Annotated in this window: 20 protein-coding genes, 8 tRNA genes, 5 pseudogenes and 1 riboswitch; of the genes and pseudogenes, 9 read left to right on the top strand and 24 right to left on the bottom strand. The window is 32.8% G+C overall.

What is annotated here, in order from left to right; translation table 11 throughout:
* Nucleotides 1-36: 36 nt before the first annotated feature.
* The 6 genes from THEXY_RS03955 to THEXY_RS12515 all read right to left on the bottom strand — a co-directional run bounded on the left by THEXY_RS03955 (nt 37) and on the right by THEXY_RS12515 (nt 3,268).
* Nucleotides 37-444 (bottom strand): transposase, encoded by a 408-nt coding sequence (locus THEXY_RS03955; RefSeq protein ID WP_013787552.1) that lies wholly within the window; start codon nt 442-444, stop codon nt 37-39.
* A complete protein-coding gene (locus tag THEXY_RS03950) occupies nt 445-1,290 on the bottom strand; it encodes a hypothetical protein (protein ID WP_013787551.1) in 846 nt (281 codons plus the stop codon).
* A gap of 219 nt (nt 1,291-1,509) precedes the next feature.
* A complete protein-coding gene (locus tag THEXY_RS03945; protein ID WP_013787550.1) occupies nt 1,510-1,749 on the bottom strand; it encodes a hypothetical protein in 240 nt (79 codons plus the stop codon).
* Nucleotides 1,746-1,958 carry a hypothetical protein gene (locus tag THEXY_RS03940; protein WP_013787549.1) on the bottom strand — a complete coding sequence of 71 codons (213 nt, stop codon included), beginning with the start codon at nt 1,956-1,958 and terminating at the stop codon, nt 1,746-1,748. Before THEXY_RS03940 ends, THEXY_RS03945 begins: the two co-directional genes overlap by 4 nt.
* Nucleotides 1,959-2,130: 172 nt before the next feature.
* Entirely contained in the window at nt 2,131-2,403 is a 273-nt protein-coding gene (locus tag THEXY_RS03935) for a hypothetical protein (RefSeq protein ID WP_013787548.1), read from the bottom strand.
* A gap of 1 nt (nt 2,404) precedes the next feature.
* Complete coding sequence (locus THEXY_RS12515) at nt 2,405-3,268, bottom strand: TNT domain-containing protein (protein WP_013787547.1); 864 nt, start codon at nt 3,266-3,268, stop codon at nt 2,405-2,407.
* A gap of 22 nt (nt 3,269-3,290) precedes the next feature.
* Here THEXY_RS12515 and THEXY_RS12510 point away from each other — a divergent pair, with 22 nt between their 5' ends.
* Nucleotides 3,291-3,497, top strand: coding sequence for a hypothetical protein (locus THEXY_RS12510; protein WP_154645616.1), 207 nt, complete (start codon nt 3,291-3,293; stop codon nt 3,495-3,497).
* On the opposite strand, the pseudogene THEXY_RS12945 reads toward THEXY_RS12510, so the two are convergent.
* The 4 genes and pseudogenes from THEXY_RS12945 to THEXY_RS12885 all read right to left on the bottom strand — a co-directional run.
* A pseudogene (locus tag THEXY_RS12945) lies at nt 3,497-3,577 on the bottom strand (peptidoglycan-binding domain-containing protein); the annotation flags it as partial. The gene THEXY_RS12510 and the pseudogene THEXY_RS12945 overlap by 1 nt on opposite strands.
* Before the next feature lie 347 nt (nt 3,578-3,924).
* The gene (locus THEXY_RS03925) at nt 3,925-4,272 is read right to left on the bottom strand and encodes a hypothetical protein (protein ID WP_013787546.1); all 348 of its coding nucleotides are present in this window, start codon (nt 4,270-4,272) and stop codon (nt 3,925-3,927) included.
* Nucleotides 4,273-4,343: 71 nt separating this feature from the next.
* A pseudogene (locus THEXY_RS13085) lies at nt 4,344-5,006 on the bottom strand (sigma 54-interacting transcriptional regulator); the annotation flags it as partial.
* 15 nt (nt 5,007-5,021) lie between these two features.
* On the bottom strand, nt 5,022-5,621 hold the full coding sequence (locus tag THEXY_RS12885) for a sigma 54-interacting transcriptional regulator (protein ID WP_349265818.1): 600 nt from the start codon (nt 5,619-5,621) through the stop codon (nt 5,022-5,024).
* 104 nt (nt 5,622-5,725) lie between these two features.
* Between THEXY_RS12885 and THEXY_RS03915 the strand changes: the two genes are divergently transcribed.
* Entirely contained in the window at nt 5,726-7,381 is a 1,656-nt protein-coding gene (locus tag THEXY_RS03915; RefSeq protein ID WP_013787545.1) for a transposase, read from the top strand.
* 462 nt (nt 7,382-7,843) lie between these two features.
* Here THEXY_RS03915 and mgtA read toward each other — a convergent pair whose 3' ends face one another.
* Nucleotides 7,844-10,531: a magnesium-translocating P-type ATPase gene (gene mgtA, locus THEXY_RS03910; RefSeq protein WP_013787544.1), complete on the bottom strand. Its 2,688-nt coding sequence runs from the start codon at nt 10,529-10,531 to the stop codon at nt 7,844-7,846.
* Nucleotides 10,532-10,756: 225 nt separating this feature from the next.
* Here mgtA and THEXY_RS12505 point away from each other — a divergent pair, with 225 nt between their 5' ends.
* Together THEXY_RS12505 and THEXY_RS03905 are read left to right on the top strand one after the other, a co-directional pair.
* On the top strand, nt 10,757-10,972 hold the full coding sequence (locus tag THEXY_RS12505) for a hypothetical protein (protein WP_154645614.1): 216 nt from the start codon (nt 10,757-10,759) through the stop codon (nt 10,970-10,972).
* A 2-nt stretch (nt 10,973-10,974) separates the two neighbouring features.
* Nucleotides 10,975-11,138, bottom strand: a riboswitch (M-box (ykoK) riboswitch).
* 165 nt (nt 11,139-11,303) lie between these two features.
* Entirely contained in the window at nt 11,304-12,959 is a 1,656-nt protein-coding gene (locus THEXY_RS03905) for a transposase (protein ID WP_013787543.1), read from the top strand.
* A 174-nt stretch (nt 12,960-13,133) separates the two neighbouring features.
* On the opposite strand, the gene THEXY_RS03900 is transcribed toward THEXY_RS03905, so the two are convergent.
* Nucleotides 13,134-13,454: a hypothetical protein gene (locus tag THEXY_RS03900; protein WP_013787542.1), complete on the bottom strand. Its 321-nt coding sequence runs from the start codon at nt 13,452-13,454 to the stop codon at nt 13,134-13,136.
* A gap of 69 nt (nt 13,455-13,523) precedes the next feature.
* Nucleotides 13,524-13,796, bottom strand: a complete 273-nt coding sequence (locus THEXY_RS03895; protein ID WP_013787541.1) for a hypothetical protein — start codon at nt 13,794-13,796, stop codon at nt 13,524-13,526.
* A gap of 408 nt (nt 13,797-14,204) precedes the next feature.
* On the opposite strand from THEXY_RS03895, the pseudogene THEXY_RS03890 reads away from it, so the two are divergent.
* From THEXY_RS03890 to THEXY_RS13020, 5 genes and pseudogenes are all read left to right on the top strand, one after another.
* A pseudogene (locus tag THEXY_RS03890) lies at nt 14,205-15,577 on the top strand (IS4 family transposase).
* Between the two features lie 1,084 nt (nt 15,578-16,661).
* Nucleotides 16,662-17,516, top strand: a pseudogene (locus THEXY_RS03885) (IS110 family transposase); the annotation flags it as partial.
* Nucleotides 17,517-17,593: 77 nt separating this feature from the next.
* Nucleotides 17,594-18,139 carry a helix-turn-helix domain-containing protein gene (locus tag THEXY_RS03880; protein ID WP_041592070.1) on the top strand — a complete coding sequence of 182 codons (546 nt, stop codon included), beginning with the start codon at nt 17,594-17,596 and terminating at the stop codon, nt 18,137-18,139.
* Nucleotides 18,121-18,498, top strand: a complete 378-nt coding sequence (locus THEXY_RS13025; protein WP_083815322.1) for a transposase — start codon at nt 18,121-18,123, stop codon at nt 18,496-18,498. Before THEXY_RS03880 ends, THEXY_RS13025 begins: the two co-directional genes overlap by 19 nt.
* A pseudogene (locus THEXY_RS13020) lies at nt 18,494-18,649 on the top strand (IS630-like element ISBs2 family transposase); the annotation flags it as partial. The gene THEXY_RS13025 and the pseudogene THEXY_RS13020, both read left to right, overlap by 5 nt.
* A 385-nt stretch (nt 18,650-19,034) precedes the next feature.
* On the opposite strand, the gene THEXY_RS03870 reads toward THEXY_RS13020, so the two are convergent.
* From THEXY_RS03870 to rph, 11 genes are all read right to left on the bottom strand, one after another.
* A tRNA-Lys gene (locus THEXY_RS03870) sits at nt 19,035-19,110 on the bottom strand.
* 8 nt (nt 19,111-19,118) lie between these two features.
* A tRNA-Gly gene (locus THEXY_RS03865) sits at nt 19,119-19,194 on the bottom strand.
* A gap of 8 nt (nt 19,195-19,202) precedes the next feature.
* Nucleotides 19,203-19,289, bottom strand: a tRNA-Leu gene (locus THEXY_RS03860).
* A 38-nt stretch (nt 19,290-19,327) separates the two neighbouring features.
* Nucleotides 19,328-19,400: transfer RNA gene (locus THEXY_RS03855), tRNA-Lys, on the bottom strand.
* Nucleotides 19,401-19,404: 4 nt separating this feature from the next.
* A tRNA-Gln gene (locus tag THEXY_RS03850) sits at nt 19,405-19,480 on the bottom strand.
* 4 nt (nt 19,481-19,484) lie between these two features.
* Nucleotides 19,485-19,561 (bottom strand) — tRNA-His (locus THEXY_RS03845).
* Nucleotides 19,562-19,596: 35 nt separating this feature from the next.
* Nucleotides 19,597-19,673, bottom strand: a tRNA-Arg gene (locus THEXY_RS03840).
* Nucleotides 19,674-19,677: 4 nt separating this feature from the next.
* Nucleotides 19,678-19,751 (bottom strand) — tRNA-Gly (locus THEXY_RS03835).
* A gap of 82 nt (nt 19,752-19,833) precedes the next feature.
* Nucleotides 19,834-20,361 (bottom strand): metallophosphoesterase, encoded by a 528-nt coding sequence (locus tag THEXY_RS03830; protein ID WP_013787539.1) that lies wholly within the window; start codon nt 20,359-20,361, stop codon nt 19,834-19,836.
* On the bottom strand, nt 20,358-20,954 hold the full coding sequence (locus THEXY_RS03825) for an XTP/dITP diphosphatase (RefSeq protein ID WP_013787538.1): 597 nt from the start codon (nt 20,952-20,954) through the stop codon (nt 20,358-20,360). Before THEXY_RS03825 ends, THEXY_RS03830 begins: the two co-directional genes overlap by 4 nt.
* Nucleotides 20,920-21,699, bottom strand: a complete 780-nt coding sequence (gene rph / locus THEXY_RS03820; RefSeq protein WP_013787537.1) for a ribonuclease PH — start codon at nt 21,697-21,699, stop codon at nt 20,920-20,922. Before rph ends, THEXY_RS03825 begins: the two co-directional genes overlap by 35 nt.
* Nucleotides 21,700-21,731 lie beyond the last annotated feature (32 nt).

The raw sequence follows: 21,731 nt of genomic DNA, 5'->3' as shown, positions 1-21,731 counted from the left end.
TGAATTTTAATAATGAATTTCCAGTTTTGTTTCAAATTATGTCTTCACAAACAGTGGATTACTCCATCCAGTTTCTATGATAAATATCTCATCTTTTATATCTTCAATAATATCTATTTGAAGCATATGCTTTTCCCTAAAATTTCTTATACACCTGAAGAAATATAATTGCATCAAATTAAATGCTATTATTATAAACATTAACACAGTTTCTACACCCTCAGGACTGTGCAGAAAACAGTGATTTAAGTGCCATTCTGTTTTTAGTTGATGAAAAGTATTGTTTTCAATTTCCCATCTTTTATGTATTATTTTCCATAAAGTTTCTACTGAAGTAACTTTAGAGGTAGTTATTATCCATGATTCTTTTGTTTCTACTTTGCTTGAGCTATGTATCTCCTCTATAAATTTTATAAACCTTACTTCTATGTCGGAATTAGGCATTTAAAAATTGTCTTCGTCCCAGGCCTTTATTTTAATATAATTGTTACTTTTTTTCTTAACAGTCCATTCTTTATCTGCTTCTCGACACTTGAATAAACCAAGTGCATCCTTAACTATATTAAGTCTTTCATCTTTAACCCTTACTACTGCATCCATCCCTATTGATAATACTTCTTTAATCCAAGTAGATTTGCAATATAATGCATCAGCTACTATAATGTCTGCAAAATGATGAAATTCTTTATGCAATTTTCTAATTAGACGCTTGCCTGCTGTGATTTCTCCTTCGTCTTTATCTGAAGCATCTCTTTTTGGTTCAAGCATTTCCTGACCTATGATAAGATGTGGATCAGAACCTACAGTTGCACATATTACTGACCTATGAAAGTAATGAGTAATCCCGTCCTTTTGGACTCGTGTAAGACAATTATCACAGCACTTATTAGTGCTTTCAAATAACTCTACACCATCTATTGCAACAACTTTTAGTCCATCTATAGTTCCTTTTCTAAAAACCTTATTTTTTGTACTTGTCTTGATTATACTATTATTAAGTTCATTTAAGCCATCTAAATCAAAATTACTTAAAACATGCCTAATAGTGTCAATACGAGGAATTTTAGTCTTTTTAGGTAATACTTTTTTAAATTTACCTTTTTTAAGCCAATGTTCCAACCTATTAAAACTCCTTATTTGAAGCATAAATCCAAATAATACTACAAAGGTAACTGTTGAAATTTTTACTGAAGATTTTGCTCTTTTATCTTTTAGGGTATTGATTTTTTCTCCAAGATGGTATATCTTAGAGAAGTAAATAAGCATTTGTTTTAAATAACTTTTGTTCATTTTATCAGCATCCTTTCTATTTAGGTTGTCACAAAACATATTATAGAAAGGATGCTTTTATTTTGCAAATTTTTTTCTTTCAATTTCCAGTAAAAAACGGAAAATCACATATTTCTAGCTGCTCTTAGTTAAATTATATAAATCAACGTGTTTATCACTCTATAAATTTTTAAATGCGAAATCTCTGGAATATTTTATTTGTTTTATCTAAGTATTTTACTAAAAAATTGACTCAACCACTACATTATCCCAAATTTCTTTAATACGCTTATTACCTATAAGTGCTTTTTCTAGAAGTTCTTCGCTATCGTTGAAGGATTGGTAGACATTATCACTAAACCTTGTCAAATACCAACCCTTTTCATTATGACTAATCGAATATTTTTCATTATTGTATAAAAATTCCACTTCATGACCAATACTTAAATCCTCTTTGAGTTCTAAGTAGCTGTACTTCATTTTATCACCTCTTTACTTTCTAACAGGTTTATTGGGATTGCTCCAATACACGTATGTTCATGAGGAACTTCTGGATGTTGGTTTGGATTACCATGATTAGTGTAATCAATATCCTTAACTGCTTGACCATTTGAACCATAGTATCTTCTTTGAATTATATTCCCATTAGCATCAATTCTTTCAACAATTGAATTTGGTTTGTTGGTCATTGGAAGCTTATTATCTGTTATTTTTATTACACTTGCTTCTACAGTTTTTTCAACAGTACCAACTATTTTTTCCGATTTTTTTTCATATCATATACTGCTTCTACTGTTTTCGCTTAATTATAAATTCTTATTTTTAAAACAGCACCATAGCTTAAAACTATGGTGCTGAAATTTATAAGTCTTTACCTTTACCTATATAAGGTTTTGCTTCTTCATATTCTTTAATCACATAATTATAAAAAAATTCACAAGCTTCTTCTTCTGATGTAAAAGTTTTTATTGTATATTTGTTCCCTCTCTCATCTTGGTCATATACTATCCAATTTCCTTCCTCATTTTGTTCTAACCATGAAAGAGAAGCGGGAGAAAATTGTCCAGGTATACCCCACCATATCTGAGGTATATTTTCTTTTATTAATCTTTCTTTTAATTCTTTTAAATTCATATTACTTCTCCACCTTTCTTATATATCCTTCGTTTATTAATTCTTTTATTGTCTTTGGTAATTTACATTGTGTTCCTCCTCCTGGCTGGTCAAACCATGGAGCTGTTTTACCTTCCAATGCTTCAAATGGTTTTACTACTTCATATACATTATATGGTACTGAATTCTTATATTCTGATGGCAAAGATCTCATTTCAAAAGGTGTACCTACTGGCGCTGTAAATTCTCCTGTTTCTTTTCCATATCTATCAAACCTTTCACCTGGTTTAAATACTTTCTTTACTGGTGCACCTTCGAATCCATCATTAGGAGGCCATATATATTTTCCATTTTCGTCAAGCCATTTTGATGCAACTTTTGAGGAACTTGAAGCGGCTTCTTTTACAGTGGTCGTTTCTACTTTCTCAGTAGTCATAGAAACATTCTCTATAGCTTTTTCTGCAACTCCTACTGCTTTCTCTGCATTTGCTACATCACTCACTGCTTCTGCTGCTTCTGCTGTTCTTGCTATTACTCCTGCTTCTTCTATTCCTTTTACTGCTTTATCTATTCCTTTTGTACCTATTACTGATAAAGCTACTTCTCCTGTTATGTCACCAAGTATTTTTGCTTTTGTATTTGCATCTCCGTTTTTAAATTCATTATATGTTTTTATTGCTTCGTTTTTTATTGTATCTACTGTTTCAGCAGGATGTGATACTACATACTCTATGCCTTTTACTACTTCTTTTGGATGTGTTGCAATACTTACTATCCCTTTTGCTGTATCTTCTACGGCTTCTCCTAGCCCTTCTCCAAAGTTTTTTACTATACTGAAAAAGCTCGTTGTTTGTGTTTTGCCGTTTTTATCATAGGTTTTATACACTGCTGTACTTGTATTTCTGCTTATGTCTCCTGCAAGTGTGTCAATTTTTGAATTGTTTATGATATTTTTTGTTCCATTGCTATTATACGTAATGTATGAAACGCTGTTATTTGTTCTATTTACACTTACACTTGAAGATGATAATGAAGTGTTGTTTACGACCTGCCTTAATGCTGCTAATGTCTGCGGTCCAACTATTCCATCTGCTGTTAAGCCATGTGCCTTCTGAAAATTACGTATTGCATCGTCTGTGTTTTTGCCAAATACTCCATCAACGCCACCAGTATTATAGCCTAACTTATTAAGAATTTGCTGTGTCTGTTTTACTACTTCTCCTTTGTATTTCCTTTAGATATGTACGTGTTTGGATTATCTAAAACTCATGTTGACCTTAAAGTTCCTCCCCCTGAAGCCATAGCATTCACTTATTAACTTACTCCTTCTATTTTATATATAACTTAATAAAAAGTAAATTGTTTTTGTCATCATCCTTTTTAACAAAATTTATTTAGTTTAATTCTAGAAATATATAAATTAGCCTTTTTAGTAATTTTATGTTATTTATTTCGGTTATTTTTTTATCAACTTTAGTTATGTCTTTGGAAAATTTTTCGTAAATTTTGACATTTTTTGATATATAACCTTTTGCAAAAGTTTTAAAAATAAACTCTTTCAATTTGTTTCTTAATTATGTTTGCAATATAAGCATGATATTTATATATTTCTTTATTTTTTTCTCTCCATTCTTTCGGAAATATAACTGACCTTATTATTTGTGAATCCTTATAGCATACTATTTTGCAATCAGTATCTATTTTGTCAGACTTGATATGGCAATGATAGACCTTGCTCCATGTGCTTGGTTCTGTGATTTTCAGTATTGACAGTTCCATGTTTTTTGTATATTTCTGCGCCATTGATTCAGCATGTTTGTCATATATATAAGCTGCTGGAAGAAGCAATATCAGCAACATTATCGGTGCTATATAGAAGTGATCATTCATTTTATTTCTTTGACCTAAAAGTTTCAGGTTAAGCTGAGAAATTTAACCCCATTATACAGACATTAAATTCATGAATAATTCCGGTTTATTTTATCCTTTATATTATACTTATTTATTTTACCAATAAGCGTTGTACGCGGGATTCCAAGGTTCTTAGCAGTGTTAGTTATATTTCCGTTATTTAGTTTTAGTTTTTGTATTATTAAATTCTTTTCAAAATCATCAACCAAATCCTTTAATTTTAATGTATCTAAAATATTAGTAACTTTATGCAAATTTTTAAAAATCTCATTTTCAGCACTTTGTAAATTATAAATATTTTCACGATCAAGATTATTTAATATTGTAGAATCTTTATCTTCCATTACCAAACTTCTATAAATTATATTTTCAATCATTCGTACGTTACCTGGCCAATTATAATTTATCATTTCTTTTAAAAGTTTTTTTTTATAGTTATAATATTTTTACCTAATTTGTCAGAATATTTTTTAATAAAATAATTAACAAGAAGTGGAATATCATCTTTGCGTTCTCTAACTGGAGGAATGCGTAAAATACCTACAAAGCGATAGTATAAATCTTTACGTAATCTGCCATTTGAAATAGCTTCTTTTGGATCTTCATTCATAGCAGCCAAAATTCTTACATTAATATCAATTGGTTTAACATCTCCTACCTTTAATATTTTATTTTCTTCTATCACTCTTAATAATTTTGCTTGTATACTTAATGGCATAGAATTTAGTTCATCTAAGAAAATACTGCCACCATTTGCCACTTATAAGACCTTTCCTATTCTCTGCGTTTGTAAAAGCACCTTTAATTGTACCAAAAAGCGTACTTTCCAATAATGTTTCTGGAATTGCTGCACAATTTATAGGAATAAATGGTTTGTTTGCGTACTTACTCATAGAATGAATATAACGAATTAAAAGCTCCTTTCCCACTCCTGTTTCACCATAAACTAAAACAGGAAAATCTTCAACCGCATAAATACTCGCTGTATGTAACACTTCTTTCATTTTCTCATTTCTTGTAATTATTATTGGATTTTGATTTATTTCTTGAGTATCATTCTTTAAATAAAGTTGTTCATTAAATGTTATTATTTTTTGATATAAATTTTTTATAGAATCAGTATCTTGTCCAATTTCAATTGCTCCAATAATTTCACCTTTTTTATTGAATAATGGCATACAAGTAAATATATATTCTATATGTTTTTTAGAAATTGTATGAAAAACTTGCCGCTGTTCAATAAAACTTTTGCCATATTTGACTGATTTTAAAAATGTACTATTTTTCTCAGTTAAATCTGGATAAATATCTAAAATATATTGTCCTATAATATTGATTAAGGTGTCAAAAGTATTTTTTCATCCATGGCAAACTAAAAATATGGTAAAATAGAAATATAAACAAAAAGAAATAGAAGGAGCGATACATAGCCATGGCATTCAAACCAAACGAATATCAACAAATCACAATGGATGACAGATTCTTAAACTTGGATGAAAGGACAAGAAAGTTTGTTTTAAACTCATGGGCAAAAGGCTTTGCTGATATCATATTTCCAGCAATCAATGAAAAACGCTTTTCCGTATTGTACAGTGACAATCCTGCTTCCCGTCCAAACAGTCCTGTAAACGCAATAATTGGAGCCCTAATACTAAAAGAAATGTTTAATCTTACAGATGATGAACTATTAGCAAGCATACTATGTGATGTCCGTTTTCAATACGCCCTTCACACTACAAGTTTCAAAAGTCAACCTTTCAGTGATAGGACTTTTAGTCGTTTCCGTGAAAGGCTATATCTTTACAATCTGGAAACAGGAAGAGATCTTCTTCATGAAGAAATGGAAGCCATGGCAAACGTATTTGTAAAATACTTTGATATAAATCCATCAGTAAAAAGAATGGACAGCATTATGGTATCATCCAGTTGCAAAAAAATGTCCAGATTAGAAATACTATACACATGCGTAGCAAATATGGTCAAGGCAGTATACAAAACAGGAGAATATGAGCATCTCAAAAACATGGAACATTACCTAGACGAAGACGATAGAAACAAAACAATCTATCATAGAAAAAACGAAGAAATAACAAAAAGACTTCAAGAAATAATTGAAGATGCCTATACACTAACAAAAGAATTAGGAGAAGCATACGCTGAATTACCAGAATATCAGCTATTACAGCGTGTGCTAAAAGAACAAACAGAAATAACAGCAGAAGGCAAGATAGTACCAGTAGAAAAAGAAAAAATAAGCCCTGATAGTCTCCAAAACCCAAGCGATCCAGATGCAACATATCGCAAAAAAGCAGGAAAAGACCATAAAGGCTATGTAGCTAACATATTAGAAACAATAGACGAAAAAGCCTCCATAATAACCGGCTATGACTATGATGTAAACACACACAGCGATAGCAGCTTTTGCAAAGGAACGATAGAAAAGCTTGGGAAACAAGAAAAAGAAATAACAATAATAGCAGATGGAGCTTACAGCAGCATTGAAAACATAGAATTAGCAGATAAAAATAATATCGAACTAATAACAACAGCCCTTATAGGAAAATTACCAGATGAAATACAAAGTGAATTTGAATTAAATGAAGTAACGCATGAAGTAGTCAAATGTCCAAGAGGAGAAAAACCATATAAAACAAGATACTATGAAAAAAGTGGATTATATAGAGCATCCTTCAATAAAAAAACATGTGAACATTGTCCACTAAGAGAAAAATGTGGAGCTAAGCTACAAAAGAAATCAGCGTATGTATTGATAACAGCAAAAACAATACAAAGAGCAAGCTACTTAAAAAAGATGTCAACAGAAAAATATAGTGTACTTCAAAAGATAAGAAATGGAGTAGAGGGTATACCATCAATACTAAGACGTAAATCTCATGTAGATGTGATACCTGTAAGGGGATTAGTGCGCTCAAAAATCTGGTTTTCATTCAAAATAGGAGCCATAAATGCAAAAAAAGCACTAAAAATGGCAGCAGAGATGGCTGCGGTTTTTTACAAAAATATCAAAGTCAGATTTATTCTTACAAAATCAGGTAAAAATCAGGCAAAGTTATCATTAGTAGCTTAAAAAAATGCTTCTTATGACACTCAAATCAATTTTATCCGTATAATATTTAACGTATTGTGAATTTTCACACAATTGTTTTTGTTCCTTTCTTCTCTTTGTATTGCACCTTTTATATGACTTTTAGTTCACTTAAACATTTGTATTTAAGTATTTCTCTTATTGCTTTTCGAATGTTTATCATTGCACAACTTTCAAAGGACATACCATCTCTTTGTATATGATATATCTTTGATTTTTTCTGCTTTTTTGTTTACATCCGCTACTGATAGTTTTATTTCTTCTTTTATACCTGCTAATTTTTCTTCTGATATTATCACATTAAAGTATGGAAGGTATTTTTTTGGTACCCTCTATTTTCTATTTTTTACCACTTGCTAAGATTATCCACTAAGAAAAAAATTACCCCTATTTACTTAAACAGAGGTAATTTCTATGATTAATTTTACTTTGTAATCATAAAAGTTAAAGTAATGTTCCATATTTATTAATAAATTTAGTTTTTACAAACTGCGACAAAGCTAAATAGGAAAAGATTGTAATAGCTAAAAATAAGAAGTACAAAACCGGCAATGGTAACATCCCAAGTTGTTTCCCGAAAGCTGTATATGGAATAATAGTACCTATTACAATTGCAGTTAACGTCGACAAAAGCAATGGTATAGCTGGTAAACTTTGTATAAAAGGAATTTTTTCTGTTCTCAACATGTAAACAACCATAGTTTGTGTCCAAAGGCTTTCTACAAACCAACCTGTTTGAAATAAAGAAACAAAATTATCCCTTAAAGTTCCAGATAACATAAAATATGAACTTCCAAATGTCATAGGTCCTATTAAAAATAGCATCAATGCATAAGTAGTTATATCAAAAATTGAACTCGTAGGTCCCAACCATATCATAAATTTACTAATATTAGATGCATCCCAATTTCTAGGCTTTTCTAGATATTCCTTGTCCATATTATCCCATGGAATTAATGTCATTGACAAATCATATGTCAGATTTAAAAAAAGTATTTGCAAAGGCTGCATTGGTAAAAATGGTAAAAACGAACTAGCAACTAATACCGAAAACATATTCCCAAAGTTAGAACTCGCAGTAATTGATATATACTTCATTATATTGCCAAAAATTTTTCTTCCTTCTACTACTCCATTTTCCAAAACAAGTAAATCTTTTTCCAATAGTATTATATCAGCAGTATCTTTAGCAATATCGACAGCATTATCAACCGATATAGCAACATCTGCTACATGCATTGCTGGAGCATCATTTATTCCATCTCCCATAAATCCTACCACATGTCCATTTTCTCTAAGTATTTTTACAATCCGTGCTTTATGCTCCGGTGTAAGTTTTGCAAAAATTGTGGTCTTTTCAACGAGTTCTTTTAATGTGTTATCATCCATTTTATCTAACTGTGATCCTAATAAAATATTCTGAATGTCTAGACCTACCTTCTTAGCTATAGCTACTGTTACTCCATCATTATCACCAGTCAAAATTTTAAGATTTATCCCATAATCTTTTAATGTTCTTACAACCTCTTCAACATTATCTTTTGGAGGATCAAAAAAAGCCAAATATCCAATTAACACCATATCTGATTCATCATCTGAAGAAAAAACTCCTTCCACAGGCGGGTTCGTCTTCTGTGCAACAGCGATAACCCTCAATCCTTCACTATTAAACTTATTAACTGTATCCAAAATCTCTTTTCGCAGTTCTTCTGTGAGAGGTATAACTTCTCCATGATATTCAGCAAATTTACTGATAGAAAGCATCTCTTCTACAGCACCCTTTGTGATTAGCTGTGTTTTTCCGTTTCTGTCTTTCACAACAACGCTCATTCTACGCCTCGTAAAGTCAAACGGTATTTCATCAACTTTTTCATAGTTACTTTGTATCCATGAAAATTCCTCTCCTACATGATTTAAAATAGCACGATCCATAACATTTTTTAAACCAGTTTGAAAATAACTATTTATATAAGCATGCCGTAATACACGTGAATCTTCATTACCATGTACATCCATGTATTTTTCAAGCACAATCTTGTTCTTTGTTAGTGTTCCTGTTTTATCGGTACAGAGTACATCCATTGCTCCAAAATTCTGCATCGAACTCAAGCGTTTAACTATCGTTTTTTTCTTACTCATAGCAACTGCACCTTTTGCAAGATTCGTGGTTACTATCATAGGCAACATCTCTGGAGTTAGACCAACTGCAACTGACAATCCAAACAGAAAAGCTTCAAGCCAATTACCCTTTGTAAATCCATTTATAAAGAATACGACTGGAACCATTATTGCCATAAATCTTATCAAAATCCAGCTTACTGAATTTACACCTTTTTCAAAACTCGTTGCTTCCCTTTTTGAAGTCAAAGTTTTTGAGAGAGCTCCAAAATAAGTAGAATCGCCTGTTGCTATAACTACACATGTTGCTGTTCCACTAACAATATTACTGCCCATAAAAGCAAGATTATTACGATCCAAAGGATTTTTAATGTCTTTTAAACTCTTACTTTGCAATAAATTGTCAAATTTTTCAACTGGTTCTGATTCTCCTGTCAAAACAGCCTGATCTATGAATAAGTCTTTTGTTTTTATAACTCTTACATCAGCAGGAACTATATCTCCAGCCGCTAAATGAACAATATCACCGGGTACAAGATCTGATATAGGAATTTCTTTTCTGCCAGTATCTTTTCTCTCTACAAGTGTAGTTAATTTAACAAGGGCCTTCAATTCCTCTGATGCTTTCTCTGAACGCCATTCTTGTACAAAACGTAATATACCACTTATTAATACCATTATGCTTATTATTATTACACTGCTTGGATCTCTATCAGTTGGAGAAACAAGTAAAACATCAGTAAAAAGAGAAACAACAGCTAAAACCATCAAAACGACATTAAATGGATTGACAAAAGCAGTAAAAAGTTTGTGTAATACAGTTTCTTTTTTTCCTGTTGCTATTTCATTTGATCCAAATATTTCTTTTTTGACTTTTACATCATCCTCGTTTAAACCACTAATCGACGTGTCTAAAGTTTTCAACAATTCATCAATATTCATATCACTGTATTTTAAAAACTGTTCTGACGTATTTGTCTTTTGAGTGTTTATGATACCAATATTTTTAAACATCATTATCCCTCCTAAAATCCATTATCTATTATTAGCCGAACATTCAAAGTAATAAAAAGTAAATATATTACTACTTAGATGATGAGTAAGACAACTAAGGAAATTGCATAATTCAAAAATCAAACATAATATAACAATTGTTATAATTATAAATAAACCCCAAATATTGATACATTTTGATAAGAAAATTAATTATGAAATTCGCTCAATTAAGAATGTAATCTTATGGGAAAAATAAGAGGGATATGTGATTTGTATAAAAATCCATTTAAACACTTAGGTGAAAAGAATGGATTTTTAAAACCAAAAATAATCTTAGCCTCAATTGCAAAGCACATATATACTTATTTTCCCCATCAGTACTACTGCCAGTATCCATTCTTCTCACCTCCATTATTTTTAAAAATAAAAAAAACTTTCAACTCAACGATGAAAGATTAATAAACTACTTATCTTCGTTGAGTTTTAGCACTATACAGCTTTGGATAACTCCAGCTGCGTTAAGTAAAACCTTAAATCGGTAATACTTGTTAACCCATTGGCATCTCTCGATGTTTCCGGGCAGCAGCATATATCTGTATAGGAGCCTCACCTAACATAAGTTATTCAAATTTTCTTTCTAAAGTATATATCTTTTGTTCTATAATGTCAATACTTTTTTATAACACTACTTTGATTAAGGTGTCAAAAGTATTTTTTCATCCATGGCAAACTAAAAATATGGTAAAATAGAAATATAAAAAAAAAGAAATAGAAGGAGCGATACATAGCCATGGCATTCAAACCAAACGAATATCAACAAATCACAATGGATGACAGATTCTTAAACTTGGATGAAAGGACAAGAAAGTTTGTTTTAAACTCATGGGCAAAAGGCTTTGCTGATATCATATTTCCAGCAATCAATGAAAAACGCTTTTCCGTATTGTACAGTGACAATCCCGTTTCCCGTCCAAACAGTCCTGTAAACGCAATAATTGGAGCCCTAATACTAAAAGAAATGTTTAATCTTACAGATGATGAACTATTAGCAAGCATACTATGTGATGTCCGTTTTCAATACGCCCTTCACACTACAAGTTTCAAAAGTCAACCTTTCAGTGATAGGACTTTTAGCCGTTTCCGTGAAAGGCTATATCTTTACAATCTGGAAACAGGAAGAGACCTTCTTCATGAAGAAATGGAAGCCATGGCAAACGTATTTGTAAAATACTTTGATATAAATCCATCAGTAAAAAGAATGGACAGCATTATGGTATCATCCAGTTGCAAAAAAATGTCCAGATTAGAAATACTATACACATGCGTAGCAAATATGGTCAAGGCAGTATACAAAACAGGAGAATATGAGCATCTCAAAAACATGGAACATTACCTAGACGAAGACGATAGAAATAAAACAATCTATCATAGAAAAAACGAAGAAATAACAAAAAGACTTCAAGAAATAATTGAAGATGCCTATACACTAACAAAAGAATTAGGAGAAGCATACGCTGAATTACCAGAATGTCAGCTATTACAGCGTGTGCTAAAAGAACAAACAAAAATAACAGAAGAAGGCAAGATAGTACCAGTAGAAAAAGAAAAAATAAGCCCAGATAGTCTCCAAAACCCAAGCGATCCAGATGCAACATATCGCAAAAAAGCAGGAAAAGACCATAAAGGCTATGTAGCTAACATAGTAGAAACAATAGACGAAAAAGGCTCCATAATAACCGGCTATGACTATGATGTAAACACACACAGCGATAGCAGCTTTTGCAAAGAAACGATAGAAAAGCTTGGGAAACAAGAAAAAGAAATAACAATAATAGCAGATGGAGCTTACAGCAGCATTGAAAACATAGAACTAGCAGATAAAAATAATATCGAACTAATAACAACAGCCCTTATAGGAAAATTACCAGAAGAAATACAAAGTGAATTTGAATTAAATGAAGTAACGCATGAAGTAGTCAAATGTCCAAGAGGAGAAAAACCATATAAAACAAGATACTATGAAAAAAGTGGATTATATAGAGCATCCTTCAATAAAAAAACATGTGAACATTGTCCACTAAGAGAAAAATGTAGAGCTAAGCTACAAAAGAAATCAGCGTATGTATTGATAACAGCAAAAACAATACAAAGAGCAAGCTACTTAAAAAAGATGTCAACAGAAAAATATAGTGTACTTCAAAAGATAAGAAATGGAGTAGAGGGTATACCATCAATACTAAGACGTAAATCTCATGTAGATGTGATACCTGTAAGGGGATTAGTGCGCTCAAAAATCTGGTTTTCATTCAAAATAGGAGCCATAAATGCAAAAAAAGCACTAAAAATGGCAGCAGAGATGGCTGCGGTTTTTTACAAAAATATCAAAGTCAGATTTATTCTTACAAAATCAGGTAAAAATCAGGCAAAGTTATCATTAGTAGCTTAAAAAATGCTTCTTATGACACTCAAATCAATAAATATCTAACAAGAATACTGATTTATATATTCTCTATAAACAAATTTATAAATATTCATATACCTTTTTAAAATTTATCCTCTAATACAATCTTTGCCTTTGTTCTGTAAATTTTATGATATTATAGTATAATCCACTCCTTATTTAAACTCCTAATATAGTACATATCAATCCTGCTAAAGTAAACAGTGAAATTAACAAAATAAAACTTATGATTATTTTCTCTTTCATTTCATCCGATTGTTTTAAAATCGAATATGTGTAATTTCCAGAATATACTATATAATTAAGTATTAAAATTACAATAGGACTAAATATCACATTTGCAATAATCACAATATTTGTATTGCTAATATTTCCTGAAATCAACAAATATACTAAGAAAGATATAGAAAATAAAATTGTTATAAAAGAAATTATTAATGTTAAAGTGTATAATGACTTTTGCCTACATTTAAAAAACATACTATTACCCCTCTCTTTCATAATACAGCCATACAGCATATATATGCCATATAGCTGTATTAATTTAAATTAATGAGTAAGTCCATACCCTATAGCTGTACCACTTAAAGCACTTGCAGCAGTTGCCACACCTGCAATAGCTATTTCAGCTCCTGTTCCAGCACCTAAAATAACGCTTACAGGCATAAAACCAAGCCCTCCTGTTGCTATAGTTAAGCCTATTGCAGATATTAAAAGAGCTGTGCCTCCTAATGTAACTCCCCAATTAACTCCACCGTCAATTATCATCAAGTCCTCTTCTGTCAATTCCATAAATCCATTCATTGGCATTACAGTTTCCATCTCTTTCCCTCCTCTCTTTTTGACTACAACCGCGCGATTTTCATCTATGTTTTTAAAATACCATGGTAAATCTTTTTTCAAAATAAGTATTAGAAATAATGAACAACATGATGACTTAGAAATTATGACCATTCTGTATGTTTAGGTAAAGTTTACTCGACTAATAATTCTTCTATTGGTAAACACATTCAACCTTTAAAAAACCCCATTTTTATCTGCTTTTCCTTTTGAATTAGCTCTCATTTTCTCAATTTATCTTAATTTTATATTAATTTTCTCAAACTTCGCACTTATAAAAGTAGCTCTGTACCTTGATAATTCAATATTATTTGGCTATAAAATAGCATGAGACCTCCATTTTTGGTATAATTGAATTATCAAAAAATAAACCAATTGGAGGCTCATGCTATGAATAGTATAACACAAAATTACCAAATTGATAATAAGGTTTCTACTTCGATTAAAAGTTTCTTCAAAAAATATAGAATTTCGGCTGCTTTAAGGTTATCGAATGCTTACAAAAGCAAGGGTATTCCCGTTATTTCTATTTTCGAGTACTTATTCTGTATGATCTTTACCAATAGATCTATGTATATGAATATGCTAATGGGTACAAATCAGGTTGGTTTTAAGAAAGACACGGTTTACAGATTCTTAAACTCTATTCATATTAATTGGATTCGGTTTACCACTTGGCTTAGTGCACAGATTATAAATGAGACAATTACTGGGTTAACAAGTGACAAACGCGTAAATGTTCTTATTGTTGATGACTCTTTATTCGAACGCTCTAGCTCTAAAAAAGTAGAACTACTAGCAAAAGTATATGACCATGCTAAGAAAACATACAAATATGGCTTTCGCCTACTTACACTCGGATGGTCAGATGGAAATACTTTTATCCCAGTCAATGGATGTCTTTTATCTACTGAGAATCAAAAGAATCGTATCAATGAAGCTATACCTGTGGACAAGCGTTCCGCCGGGTATTTAAGAAGGAATCTATCCCAAACTAAAGCAACAGCCGTAGCTCTGGAATTAATAAAGACCGCTAAAAAAGCAATGATTCCAGCATCTTATGTATTGTTTGACACTTGGTTCTGTTCTCCCTCTTCTTTGATTGCTATTAAAGAAATAGGCTATGATGTTATTGCAATGGCAAAGAAAACATCAAAGATGCATTACCTATATAATGGAATAATGCAGCCGTTAACAGAAATATACAAGCAGAACAGAAAAAGAAGAGGCAGGTCTAGATACCTGTTATCCGTGGAAGTTTCCATTGAAAAAGACGGAAAATCTATTCCTGCTCGAATTGTATTTGTCAGAAACAGGAATAATCGAAAAGACTATCTGGCACTTATTACCACGGATATGAACCTTAACGAGGACGAAATCATTCGTATATACGGGAAGCGCTGGGATATAGAAGTCTTTTCAAAGTGTGTAAATCATACTTGAAGCTCAGCAAGGAATGCAATTCATTATCTTACGATGCGATGACAGCACATACAGCAATCGTATTTACCAGATACATGATGCTTGCACTAGAGAACCGTCGATCATCAGATTTACGAACAATGGGAGAGATATTTTACTACATACAGGATGAAATGTCCGATATTACGCTGATTCAGGCTTTTCATCTACTTATGCAAGTATTCATAGATACAATAACAGATAAACTATCGTTATCTTCAGAACAGCTGGACCAATTACTTGATGCTTTTATGGCTGCGATTCCCAAAGAACTTAAGGAAAGACTTCCGAAGTGTGCATAATTGTGTAAATTACTATTACTTTTTCTGGCAAAGCATTAAGTTTTCAAGGAACAGAGTAATTATTTATGTGCGAAGTTTTAGTTAATTTTTTTAATTATTTGCTTTAAGTACAATTTCCTCTGACTTAAGTTTAAAAAAACATACATACTGACTATATGTCCATGCTTCTTCAATTTTACGTTTTCTTTATTTCTTTTATAATAATAAAAAGCTGTTCATTTTTCAATATCCGAAAGTATACTATTTTTGATTTTTTTAATAAATTTTTCTGTGAAAAGTATACTTTCGTATACTAATAATTGTCATAAATCAGAAATGTCTTCCCGTATATAGCTCCTTATCATCTTTGTTTTATCTATCTAAATCATAAAAAAATATAGCACATGGCAAAATAACGTAATTCCGCCATATTTCAGTGCGCCCGGCATGGGCGATAACTTGGCGGTGAAAGTCCGCTGTGGGCTTGGTAGTGGGAACCACTAGCCGAACTGCAAGGGTGTCCATCGTGAGGTGGAATCTGAAGGAAGCAGTAGGCAAAATCTCAGTCTGATGAACAAAAACCAGATAAGAGGCTGAATTGGGGCGGACGAGTTTGCTGAACAAAACGGAGTCCAACACTACCCGAACCCCATACAGTAAATCTGGCAGATATATGAGATGAAGGTTATCGTTCTTACCCGGGGAAGTCTGAATGATATGCTCAAGTCGAGAATAAAATTTCTCCATGAGTAACCTATATCGTGAGGTATAGCTGGGCATTCAGAAGTCGGTTCAAGTCATAGTACTATTTGAACCTACCGAAAGGATAGGTAAGGAAAGGACTTGACGGTAGTAATTAAGTAGATATTAGGATAGACTGTTCATGTTTGAAAGCTGTCAACCCTGATAGGGCCTGCCTAACAGAAAATAGAGTGGAACTCGAAGATAAAGGTTAGGAGTGCTTAGTGAAATCTACGCCTAATATATATGGAGCATTCCTGTAATAAAAAAATATAAGATTTGAAATAAAAAGTACCTCCTGATAAAATACAAGATGTCGATTGTTCATGAACACGACTCTCAAAATAACAAGGAGGTACCTAATATGAAGTATAACCAAAATTTAAAGATATTGCAAATAACAGAAAAGACATTAATTGTAGGTGTAGACATTGCTAAAGAGACACACCACGCTAGAGCTTTTGATTTTAGAGGAATAGAATACGGTAAGCGTATTGAATTTAGCAATGACATTGATGGAATGGAAAAATTCTTTAAATGGGCTGTAGAAATTATGAATAAAAGCAACAAAGAGCATTTGATGGTTGGTATGGAACCAACGGGACATTATTGGCTTTGCTTTGCACAGTTTCTTAGAGATAAGAACCATAAGGTGGTATTGGTAAATCCATTCCACGTAAAAAGAAGTAAAGAATTTGATGACAACTCGCCAACTAAAAATGACAGGAAAGACCCTAAGACAATTGCAATGCTAGTTAAAGATGGAAGATATGTTGAACCTAATATACCTGATGGTATATACAGCGAGCTTAGAATTGCAGTAGACATAAGGGAAATGCTTACAAAGGACTTAAACAAGATAAAGAACCGGGTTGCAAGATGGCTTGATATATATTTCCCTGAGTTTAATAAAGTTTTTGCAGATTGGGAAGGGAAAGCGGCACTGATAACATTAAAAGAATTTCCAACGCCTGCAAAGATAATAGGTATTAGAGCTGAGGAAATACTTGCAGCTTGGAAGAAAGAAGTTAATCGTGCTGTAGGTATAAAGAGGGCTTTAAAGCTTATAGAAGCTGCGAGTCAAAGTGTTGGTAAAAGAGATGGCATTGAAATGGCAGAGATAGAGATAAAAATTATACTTGAACAGTACGAAATGATAGTAAAGCAGATTAAAGAAATAGAAAGCAAAATAGAAGAGCTTTTTATGCAAGTACCTGATTCTATATATGAGTGTAGAATAATGCCGAAATGTTCGATATATATAAGAGAAAATATATATCGGGGGCGTATTTACAAATGAAAAAGAAAAGTATTATTAAAAATGAACATGGGCAGACCATAAAGAGTTTAAAGAAATTCAAAAGAGGACTTAAAGATTCAAGGAAAATAGACCGTATTAATGTTATTATTCTTGCATTTCGAGGGAAGAATCGGCTGGAGATAGCAAAAATACTTGGGTTTAACAATCAAACCGTTGGAGAATACGTGAAAAAATACAATGAAGGCGGCTTGGAGGAATTGCTGACCATAGGGAAGGCACCTGGACGTATTCCGAAAATCACTCCTGATATTCAGGAGGAGTTAAAGGAAGTAATTTTAAAGACACCAAGTGAAATCGGGTATGCTGTGAATGTAAACTGGAATTCAAGAATTATCGCTCAATATGTAAAAGATGTTTATAATATTAATATTGAAGCCTCAAGCATTAGACGATTGATGAAGCGGATGGGTTTTACCTATACCAAGCCCACATATGTTTTGATGAAAGCAGACGAAGAAGAGCAGAAAAAATTTGAGGAAAAGTTTGAAGATATAAAAAAAACATTAAAAGAGATGAAGTAATTCTTTTCGAAGATGAATGTAAAATCAGGGATTATCAAGCCATTACAGCTACTTGGTTTTTAAAAGGGCATCAGAGAATTGTTAAGACATATGGGCATCACATAGGAGTCGGAATATTTGGAGTCATTGACTATTTTACAGGGGATATTATATATTCCGAAACTGAGACGTTGGATGCACAATCATTTTTGGACTTTTTAAGAAAGGTTGTGGAAGCCTATCCTGGCAAGAAAATAAAGATGATTTTGGACAATGGGAGAATTCATTATGCCAAACTGCTGAAAGAATTCAAAGAGAAGCACAAATGCAATTTAGAATTTATCTTTTTACCGCTTACCGCCTTACTCACCAAATCTTAATAGGATTGAGGGATTGTGGAAATGGTTGAAAGAAATGGTCATATATAATGCTTTTTATAAAACTAGAAAGGAAATTAGTAATGTTATAAAACGATTTATAGATACTATTTCCAAGAATAAATCAGCCATTATTAAAAGGTTATGTTGGTAATTTCGAAATTATATTACACGAGTATATAAACATTTTTACCACCTCCCTAAAAGCTTTTCAATATGATCCTTAGTCTTGTTGTAATTATTTTTATACCTTAAAATCCCCTCAATATGTATTGTACCGCATTAGTGCATGTTAAGGCATTTAAATACAATATACATTCACGTCTTAGTTTTGTTAAACTTTAAAATACTGTGTGGATTTTTATATACATAACTTACAGTTAACTAACGGAATTCTCTGTTTGCACAATTATTAATATTTTAATATGATTTAAAAATAAAAAGGTATCCATTTTTTAGTGGATACCCATTCATCTTCGCATTAGGACTAATTACACTTTTTATTTTTCAAGCACTTTTTTATATTCAAATAATAAAAATGGTGCGCCATTAGGGACTCGAACCCCAGACCCGCTGATTAAGAGTCAGCTGCTCTACCAACTGAGCTAATGGCGCATATTGTATGGAGCGGACAACGAGACTCGAACTCGCGACCCTCACCTTGGCAAGGTGATGCTCTACCAACTGAGCTATGTCCGCACGATATATGGTGCGGGAGAAGGGACTTGAACCCATATGCCATGACTGGCACTAGAACCTGAATCTAGCGCGTCTGCCAATTCCGCCACTCCCGCATTAACGCCAGATTGTTCTCTTTCAATATCTTTTTAAGTGACCCATCCGCGATTCGAACGCGGGACACCCTGCTTAAAAGGCAGGTGCTCTGCCGACTGAGCTAATGGGTCATGCTGGCTGGGATGGCAGGATTCGAACCTACGAACTGCCAGAGTCAAAGTCTGGTGCCTTACCACTTGGCTACATCCCATCAATGGGGTGGGTAGTGGGACTCGAACCCACGACCTCCAGAGCCACAATCTGGCGCTCTAGCCAACTGAACTATACCCACCATATTATAAAATATACATCACATTCTCCAAAAAATGGTGCGCCTGAAGAGATTCGAACTCCCGACACACGGATTAGAAGTCCGTTGCTCTATCCAACTGAGCTACAGGCGCATATTGGAGCGGGTGATGGGAATCGAACCCACGTAGCTAGCTTGGAAGGCTAGAACTCTACCATTGAGCTACACCCGCATATACAGTTGTCATCGCTTATTTCTGCCTCATCGCTCTGACAGTTTTAAATTATATCAGGAATATTTATCTTTGTCAACACCTAAAATTCAAATTTTGTTCCACTTTTTTTATTTCCAATGTATTCCTCCATGTCATCTATATTTATTAGCTGCGGTACAATGATGCCATCCTCTATATTTACTATAGATACTGTCCGTGATGACCCTTCACGTGGCATTGAAGGGCTTCCAGGGTTCAATACAAGCATATCACCAGCCCTGTATACTAATGGTACATGGGTATGGCCATAAAATACCGCATCAACGCCGTATTCCCTGGCTTTTTCTATTATGATGCTTTTTTCAAATTTGACGTAGTACTTATGTCCATGTGTTAATAATATTTTTTTACCAGCTACTTCAATAATCTTTTCGTACTTCTCTTTGTCGCCAAAATCACAATTCCCATATACATAAATAGTTGGTATTCCAAATTCTTTATCTAATTCCTCTGCATCTCTATAATAGTCACCTAAATGTATAATGTAATCAATATTTTTAATATTTTTTAAAATATTCCTGACTGATTGTAACATTCCGTGAGTATCACTTGTAACAAATAGTCTCATTTGCGGTCCTCCAAATTATTTTTTATATATTCTTTTAATTTTTTTAAAGCATTTGCCCTATGACTTACTTTATTTTTTTCTTCTAATGTAAGCTCTGCTAATGTCTTACCTATTTCATCAACATAAAATATAGGATCATACCCAAAGCCATATTGTCCTCTTGGAGCATCAATTATCCTACCATCCACTTTTCCTTCTATTATAGCTTCTCTTCCTTTGTAAATCAATGCTATTACGGTTTTAAAAGTAGCTTTCCTCTTTTCCATCGGAACACCTTTTAATAAGTTTAAAAGCTTGTTGTTGTTGTCTTCGTATGTGGCATTTACACCGGCAAATCTTGCAGTATAAACTCCTGGTTCACCATCTAAATAGTCCACAAACAAACCTGTATCATCTGCAATTACCAGTTCATCGGTTAAATATGCTATAGCCCTGGCCTTTAAAAGAGCGTTTTCTTCAATCGTCTTCCCTGTTTCTTCTACTTCATCATATGATCCAATATCATCTGCCGACAATACTTCATAATCTCCTTTAAAAAATTCCCTTATCTCATCCACTTTATGCTTGTTGTGGCTCGCTACAACTATTTTCATCGCTTTCAACTCCAATTTCTAATGATATATCTCCTAATGATTCTTTTTGAACCTGTATGATTTTATTCAAGCCTTCCTCCGCTAATTCTAAAAGCTCTGAAAAATCACTTTTGCTAAAAGGCCCACCTTCACCAGTTCCTTGTATCTCGATGAATTCGCCTTTATCCGTCATGACGATGTTCATGTCAACGTGCGCATTGCTATCTTCTAAGTAACAAAGATCTAAAAGCTTCTCATTGCCTACAATTCCTACACTTACAGCAGCGACAAAGCTTTTTATAGGGAGTTTACTTATGGCGCCCTTTTCCTTAAGTTTATTCATGGCATCTACAAGTGCTACAAACGAACCTGTGATGGAAGCTGTCCTGGTTCCGCCATCAGCCTGTATTACATCGCAGTCAATCCATATCGTCTTCTCACCTAACGCATCTAAATCGACAACAGCTCTCAATGCTCTTCCAATGAGCCTTTGGATTTCCATGGTACGTCCTGATTGTTTGCCTTTTGTGGACTCCCTCTGTGTTCTGGTTTCAGTAGCTCTCGGAATCATTGAATACTCACTTGTAATCCATCCCTTGCCAGTCCCTTTTTGAAATGGCGGTACTTTATCTTCAATTGATGCTGTGCAAATGACCTTTGTATTGCCGACTTCTATCAAAACAGATCCTTCTGCGTATCTGTTGAAATTTCTCGTTATCTTTATAGGTCTTAATGATCTGGAATCTCTTCCATCTACTCTTTTCATTTCTTCAGCTCCTTTATATTTTATACTATAAT

The organism is Thermoanaerobacterium xylanolyticum LX-11, assembly GCF_000189775.2.
Lineage (GTDB): Bacteria > Bacillota > Thermoanaerobacteria > Thermoanaerobacterales > Thermoanaerobacteraceae > Thermoanaerobacterium > Thermoanaerobacterium thermosulfurigenes.
Note: the sequence above shows the minus strand (reverse complement) of the source record. Positions and strands in the feature narration are given on the sequence as shown.